General features: G+C 66.4%; 7 protein-coding genes. 4 read left to right on the forward strand and 3 right to left on the reverse strand.

The window, feature by feature from the left end; all coding sequences use genetic code 11:
- Window positions 1-97: 97 nt before the first annotated feature.
- Window positions 98-1,636 (reverse strand): acyl-CoA synthetase, encoded by a 1,539-nt coding sequence (locus WCJ52_RS10570; protein WP_336903271.1) that lies wholly within the window; start codon window positions 1,634-1,636, stop codon window positions 98-100.
- A 131-nt stretch (window positions 1,637-1,767) separates the two neighbouring features.
- Here WCJ52_RS10570 and WCJ52_RS10575 point away from each other — a divergent pair, with 131 nt between their 5' ends.
- The 3 genes from WCJ52_RS10575 (at window position 1,768) to WCJ52_RS10585 (ending at window position 3,945) form a co-directional block, all read left to right on the forward strand.
- Window positions 1,768-2,646, forward strand: a complete 879-nt coding sequence (locus WCJ52_RS10575; protein WP_336903272.1) for a crotonase/enoyl-CoA hydratase family protein — start codon at window positions 1,768-1,770, stop codon at window positions 2,644-2,646.
- A 202-nt stretch (window positions 2,647-2,848) separates the two neighbouring features.
- A complete protein-coding gene (locus tag WCJ52_RS10580) occupies window positions 2,849-3,274 on the forward strand; it encodes a MucR family transcriptional regulator (RefSeq protein ID WP_336903273.1) in 426 nt (141 codons plus the stop codon).
- A gap of 179 nt (window positions 3,275-3,453) precedes the next feature.
- Window positions 3,454-3,945: a PAS domain-containing protein gene (locus WCJ52_RS10585; RefSeq protein ID WP_336903274.1), complete on the forward strand. Its 492-nt coding sequence runs from the start codon at window positions 3,454-3,456 to the stop codon at window positions 3,943-3,945.
- 13 nt (window positions 3,946-3,958) lie between these two features.
- Here WCJ52_RS10585 and WCJ52_RS10590 read toward each other — a convergent pair whose 3' ends face one another.
- The gene (locus WCJ52_RS10590) at window positions 3,959-4,357 is read right to left on the reverse strand and encodes a SufE family protein (RefSeq protein WP_336903277.1); all 399 of its coding nucleotides are present in this window, start codon (window positions 4,355-4,357) and stop codon (window positions 3,959-3,961) included.
- Window positions 4,358-4,563: 206 nt separating this feature from the next.
- Here WCJ52_RS10590 and WCJ52_RS10595 point away from each other — a divergent pair, with 206 nt between their 5' ends.
- A complete protein-coding gene (locus WCJ52_RS10595) occupies window positions 4,564-5,739 on the forward strand; it encodes a HAMP domain-containing sensor histidine kinase (protein ID WP_336903275.1) in 1,176 nt (391 codons plus the stop codon).
- 16 nt (window positions 5,740-5,755) lie between these two features.
- Here the strand turns inward: WCJ52_RS10595 and WCJ52_RS10600 are convergent.
- The coding region (locus WCJ52_RS10600) for a hypothetical protein (protein ID WP_336903276.1) at window positions 5,756-6,553 on the reverse strand (798 nt) is incomplete at its 5' end.

Raw genomic sequence — 6,553 nt, forward strand, 5'->3', positions numbered from 1 at the left:
CCCTCCGTCCCGGGGCCTTGCCCCGGTCCACCTCCCCCTGGGGGGAGGAATTAGAAGCGCTCCAAGGGGGAGCTCCCGGCGAAGCCGGGTGAGGGCGTCAGACGATCTTGGAGCCTTCCTTGCCCCAGTAGGCGTCGCGGATCAGGCGCTTGTAGAGCTTGCCCGTGGGGTGGCGGGGCAGTTCCGGCATGAAGTCGATGATCCGTGGGCACTTCACGTGGCTGATATTGGCCCTGCAGAAATCGGCGATCTCGGCGCGGAAGGCATCATTGGCGTCGGCCCAGTCTGCCGGCTGGATCATCGCCGCCACCTGCTCGCCCATTTCCTCGTGCGGGGCGCCCACGACGGCGGCGTCGGTGATCTTCGGGTGGGTGATCAACAGGTTCTCGAGTTCCTGCGGATAGATGTTCACGCCGCCAGAGATGATCATGAAGCTCTTGCGGTCGGTGAGGTAGAGGAAGCCCTCCTCGTCCACCCAGCCCACGTCGCCCAGGGTGGTCCAGCCGTGCTTGTTGGTGTTCTCGGCCACCTTGTCGGGGGCGTTGTGGTAGGCGAGGGGCGCGCCGCCGGCGAAGTAGACAGAGCCCTCGGTGCGCGGCGGGACCTCCTCGCCGTCGTCGCCGACGATCCTGACCTCGCCCATGACCGCACGGCCCACCGTGCCCTTGTGGGCCAGCCAATCCTCCGGTCCGACATAGCAAAAGCCGTTGCCCTCGGAGCCGGCATAGTACTCGTGGACCACCTTGCCCCACCAGTCGATCATCTGTTCCTTGACCGGGATGGGGCAGGGGGCGGCGGCGTGGACCGCCGAGCGGATAGAGGAGACATCGTATTTCGCCCGCACCTCTGCCGGAAGCTTGAGCATGCGCACGAAGTGGGTCGGCACCCACTGGCCGACGTCGATCCGGTAGCGCTCGATCAGGGACAGGGCGGTCTCGGGATCAAACTTCTCCATGACCACGACGGTGCCGCCCATCCTCTGGATGGCCATGCACCAGCGCAGGGGCGCGGCGTGATAGAGCGGGGCCGGCGAGATGTAGATGCTGTCTGGACGGAAGCCGAACAGGCCCTGGGCCATCATGGCCAGGGAATTCTGCTCATCGATGGCCGCGCCGGTGAGGGGCGGCTTGATGCCCTTGGGCCGCCCTGTCGTACCCGAGGAATAGAGCATGTCCGCGCCCGCGGTCTCATCGGCGATGGGGGTCGCGGGCATAGCGGCCCGGGCGGCCTCGAAGCTCTCGTAGGGCGGCCTGGACTCGCCCACCATGTAGAGCCGCACGCCGGGCATGAGGGGCGGCAGTTCGTCGATCACCGGGCCCACGCCGGCGGAGGTGATCAGCACCTTCGCCTCGCAGTCCTGCATGATGTACTCGATCTCGCCAGCGGACAGCTTGGACGAAATGCAGGTGAAGTAGAGGCCGGAGCGCTGGGCCGCCCAGGCGATCTCGAAATACCTGGGATGGTTGTCGAGCATCAGGGCGATGACATCGCCGGTCTTCAGGCCAAGGGACCTGAAGAGCTGGGCGCCCTGGTTCGAGCGGTCGTTGAGCTCTCCATAGGTGACGGTCTCCCCGGTGGCGCCCATGATGTAGGCGGCGCGGTCCGGCTGGGTCCGGGCGTGGGTTGCGGGGTGCATGGTCATCCTCCTCGGTCGTCGCCCGGCTGCGGGCTGCCGGCTCTCCGGCTTTCCGCGTGCATATGCAGGTCTTGACGGAAGGTCCGTCAAGGCCGACCGATGCAGCTGAAACGCCACGGAGACGCACCGCCATGTCAAACTTCGAGACGATCCGCCTGGAAGTCGAGGACGGAATCGCCACCCTGACCCTCAACCGGCCAGACAAGCTGAACGCCTTCAACACCCTGATGATGCAGGAGATGATCGCGGCCTTCGACCAGACCGACGCTGACGACAGTGTCCGGGTGGTGATTGTCACGGGCGCGGGCCGGGCCTTCTGCGCCGGTGCAGACCTCTCCGCTGGCGCGGCGACCTTCGACTATTCGACGCGTGGCGGCGAGGACAAGGAAGCCCGCACCCTCGACGGCGTCCAGAGGGACGGCGGAGGCCTCCTGACCCTTCGCATTTACGACAGCCTGAAGCCCGTGATCGCCGCCGTGAACGGCCCCGCCGTCGGCGTCGGCGTGACCATGCAGCTGGCCATGGACATCCGGATGGCGTCCACCGATGCCCGCTATGGCTTTGTCTTCTCCCGCCGGGGGATCAATCCCGAGGCCTGTTCGTCCTGGTTCCTGCCCCGGCTCGTGGGAATCCAGACCGCTCTGGAGTGGTGCTATTCCGGCCGCGTCTTCCCAGCGCAAGAAGCCCTCGATAAGGGACTGGTCCGCTCCCTTCACGCCCCGGAGGATCTGCTGCCCGCCGCCCGAGCCCTGGCGCGCGAGATCGCCGACAACACGGCGCCCGTCTCGATCGCCCTGACCCGCCAGCTGATCTGGCGCATGGCCGGGGCCAGCCATCCGATAGAGGCGCACATGGCCGATAGCCGCGGCATCCAGGCCCGGGGCGCCATGCCGGACGCCAAGGAGGGGGTGACATCCTTCCTCGAAAAACGCCTTCCCCGCTATCCTGACAGGGTTTCTACGGACTTGCCGAACATCTGGGAACACTGGAGTGCCCCCAAGTTTCGATGAGGGAGCGGCTCTGTGGTTGTTTGGACGGTGCCGCCTTCAGCGGCCCGTTGGCGGGTGAAATCAGTCAAGTTCAATTGGCCATCGACAAATTCCCGACAATTCTAGTCGCTTAATTCTTGTAGAGCCGAGGATAGGTCGCTATCTCCAAACCACGCGTTGATCTTAGCGACGCATGTTTCAGTTTTTTAAGCGGATGCCAGATATGGACGATAAGAACGAAGTCATCGAGAGGACAGCGGATATTGTCTCGGCTTATGTCGGGAACAACACGATCTCAGCCGCTGAACTCCCCGCCCTGATCCAGAGCGTGCATCGGGCCCTGTCGGGCGCGAGCAGTAGCGCTGAGGTCGTTGAGGCGGCCCCGCGGGATCCTGCTGTACCGATCCGGCGCTCCATTACTCCCGATTTCATCATCTGTCTTGAGGATGGTCGCAAGTTCAAGTCGCTGAAGCGCCACCTGCGGACCAAGTACAACATGAGCCCCGAGGATTACCGGGCCAAGTGGGGTCTGCCTAAGGACTATCCGATGGTGGCTCCGAACTACGCCAAGGCGCGGTCCGACCTCGCCAAGCAGATGGGTCTGGGCCAGGGCGGCCGTCAGGCGCCCCGCCGGCGCACAAAAGTCTGAGCCGAAGACACTCAGACCACCGAGATTACCGAGACGCCCGGCCGCCTGTGCGGTCGGGCGTTTTCATGTTCGGTCCCCATTCAATACGCCCCGTTAACCAAAATTCGCTTGCCCGCGATTCGCGCATCAGGCGATAAACGATTTGTTATGAATCCAAGGGGTTGTTGGGGACTCTGAAGATGGTGTCGGAACTCGGCGCAACCGCCCAGGCGGAGGGCGCACAAGAAGCGCTTTACGCCTACTGGGCGGGACTGGGAATGCAGGGAAAGCTGCCGGCCCGGGCGGATCTGCGCCCTTCGGAAATGAAGTCTTTCCTGCCCATGCTCAGCCTCACCGACGTGCGCACTGACGATCGGTTCAGCTTCCGCCTGGCCGGGACGGGCCTCTATCGCGTGTTCGGAACCGAGGTGACTGGACGCAGCCTCGGCGAGGTCTATGTCGGCTCTGCAGCGGAATACTGGCGTCGGGAGCTTTCTGGGATCGTGGTCGACCGACGACCCGCCATCGGGGTCCACTCCCTGGGCTGGCGCGGCGCGGCCCATCTCTCCGTCCTCTGGATGCGTCTGCCCCTGGCGTCCAATGGCCAGGATGTGGACATGATCCTCGGCTACGACGCCCTGCTGGGCGGCGACAGGGCGGCCAACCGCTTTTCCGGAATTCGCGCCGCCTGAAGGGTGCGCGGTCTCAGGCCGGGGAAATCCGGGACCGGGCGTCCTTGCGCATCCGCTCCGCCATGGCGGCGAGGCCATTCGTCCTCTGCGAGGACAGGTTCCCCGCAAGGCCGAGACGGTTGAGTGCCGCGGCGGCGTCGAACCCCGCAATCTCCACTGCCGAGAGCCCGGAGACGAGGTGGAGCAGGATGGCGATGAGTCCCCTGACAATATGGGCGTCGGAGTCCCCCCGGAAGGTCAGGGCCCCTTCCGGGGCCGACTCCGTCACCAGCCAGACCTGGCTTGCGCAGCCCCGCACCCGGTTGTCCTCGCAGCGCTCTGAATCGCCGAGGGGTGCGAGGCCCCGGCCCAGGTCGATGACATGCCGATAGCGTTCCTCCCAGTCGCCCAGGAGTTCGAAGGTCTCGGCCATCTCGCCGAGACGCGCATCGATCAAAGCCGAATTCGGCACAGGGAGGGCTCCTCGGGGCACCCCGGGAAGGGCAGGGACGCCGAACAGGCTCTAGGTCGCGGCGGCGCTTGGCGCAAGGCCGACGGGGCCCCGGGACCGGAAGGTTATCCACCAGCAATCCGGGGCTTTGACTCCCGGCTGGTCGACTGCGGGTCTAGCCTCTTCCCATGTCTGCAATCCGGCAAGCGATTCGCGATCCTGGACCCACATCTGCGGAGGTTGACCCGCGTCATCTCTCCCAAGCGGGCCATCAAGGTGCCGACGAGGCTGGCGACCTGTGCGACCTACTCCCCGGGCTCCTCTTCCGTCTGGACGCCGAGGGTCGGGTCGACCGGATCTGGGGCGCAGGCTTCGCCGACGCGCCGGACCTGCGGCCGGGGTGCCCGCTGACCTCTGGCTTCGCCCAGTCGCAAGCTATCGCCCTGGAAGCGGCCTACGACCTGGCCCGTCGAAACGGCGTTGCAAGCCTTTGCCTGTCGGCGGGCGCAGGGAGCTCGCCCTGGCTGCAGTGCGATCTCGCGGCCCTGCCCGGACAGGGCGTGGCCGGCCGGCTTTCCGACCTGCGCGCCGGGCAGGAACGCGAGCAGGCGCTGGTGAAGGCGCTGAACGACGCCGAGGCCCGCAGCGCCGGCAAGTCCCGCTTTCTGGCCAATCTTTCGCATGAACTACGGACGCCGCTGAACGCGATAATGGGGTTCGCGGACACCATGCGCCAGGGCGTTTTCGGGCCCCTGCCGGACCGGTACCGGGGCTATGCGGACCTCATCCACGAATCTGGCGAACTCCTGCTGGAGCTGATCAGCGATGTCCTCGACATGGCCCGTGTTGAAGCCGAACGGTTCGACCTGAACCTCGAGGTCTTCGATGTGCGCGAGGCAGCGTCGGCCGTTATCCGGCTGGTCCGCGGGCAGGTGGAACGCGCCGGCCTGGAGTTTGTCGCCCCTGACCTGCGCGAGCGTATCGAGGTGCGCGCCGACCGGCGGGCCCTCAAGCAGATGTCGCTCAACCTCATCTCCAACGCCATCAAGGCGACGCCGCCGGGGGGCCGCGTGGTCTTTGGGCTGGCGAGGGAGGGCGAGGACCTGGTGCTGGTCGTTGAAGACACGGGTTGTGGCGTGTCCGAAGTCGATCTTGCCCGGCTCGGACGGCCCTTCGAACAGGCCGGCTCTCCCGACCAGAAGGCGGCAGGGGCGGGGCTTGGCCTTAGCCTGGTCAAGGCCCTGTGCGATCTCCACGGGGGGGAGATGACCCTACGCAGCCGCCAGGGCCAGGGAACCCGGGTATGCCTTCGGCTTCCCGTTGTTGTCCGCGACCAGGTCCAGCCCGAACTCGACCTGACCTGACCTGACCCGAATGGCGTCAGCCCGGACGGGCGGCGAGAAAGGCCCGGCCGGCGGCAAAGTCGCCCACCTCGACATAGATCTTCCGTGTCGATCCGGACCCGAACTGGAATTCCACCTGAATCGACTCGCGGGGATCAAGGTCGGCCATCGCCGCCGCCGCCTGGGCCGGAAACCGAAAGGCCCAGCCCGCCCGGGCACCCTGCGGCAACAGGTCCGTTCCCGCCGGAGAGCGGGCTTCGGCGACGTAGCCTTCGTAGGGTCCTGACTTTGGCAAACGCCGCGGTAGCGGAAGGGTCCGCAGGCTCTCGCCCCGGGAGTCCAGGTAGGCGCCTGTGGTCTGGCTGCGATTCCGCATGACGATCCGTGCGGCATAGGGCGCTTCGGCGGAGGAGAACTGTGCGACCGCCATCAGGCTGTCGGCGCCACCGCGCCCCGCAAGGCCGAAGCGCATCTGGTCTCCGCCCTGCTGGACATCCTGGGTCAGCCTCCAGAAGACCTTCTGGGCGCTGACGGAACGGTCGGCCTTCCAGCTGTAGAGGTCGCCCGGAAAGTCGAGCCGGATCAGCCGGGCATAGCCCTCGAAGGCGGTTCGGACCCTTTGGGCCGCTAGGACAATGTCCGGGGAGTCACAGGCGACCGAGCGGGCGCGGGCGCGGGCGCGTTCAAAGGTTGCCTGCAGGTCCCTTGGCGGGCTTCCGGCCCTCAGGGCAGCGCCCCTTGCCTGCTCGCGCGCCGAAACCAGGGCGGACTGAACCGGGGGCGCGAACAGGCCGCACCGGGTTCCGGCCTCCGCCATGAGGCTGCGCTCGTAGTA

The organism is Phenylobacterium sp., assembly GCF_037138395.1.
In the GTDB taxonomy this organism is placed as follows: domain Bacteria; phylum Pseudomonadota; class Alphaproteobacteria; order Caulobacterales; family Caulobacteraceae; genus Phenylobacterium.

What these genes read in the sequence shown, in the direction of transcription:
- WCJ52_RS10570 (WP_336903271.1), bottom strand. Translation starts at nt 1,636, where the DNA reads ATGCACCCCGCAACCCACGCCCGGACCCAGCCGGACCGCGCCGCCTAC.
- WCJ52_RS10575 (WP_336903272.1), top strand. Translation starts at nt 1,768, where the DNA reads ATGTCAAACTTCGAGACGATCCGCCTGGAAGTCGAGGACGGAATCGCC.
- WCJ52_RS10580 (WP_336903273.1), top strand. Translation starts at nt 2,849, where the DNA reads ATGGACGATAAGAACGAAGTCATCGAGAGGACAGCGGATATTGTCTCG.
- WCJ52_RS10585 (WP_336903274.1), top strand. Translation starts at nt 3,454, where the DNA reads ATGGTGTCGGAACTCGGCGCAACCGCCCAGGCGGAGGGCGCACAAGAA.
- WCJ52_RS10590 (WP_336903277.1), bottom strand. Translation starts at nt 4,357, where the DNA reads ATGGCCGAGACCTTCGAACTCCTGGGCGACTGGGAGGAACGCTATCGG.
- WCJ52_RS10595 (WP_336903275.1), top strand. Translation starts at nt 4,564, where the DNA reads ATGTCTGCAATCCGGCAAGCGATTCGCGATCCTGGACCCACATCTGCG.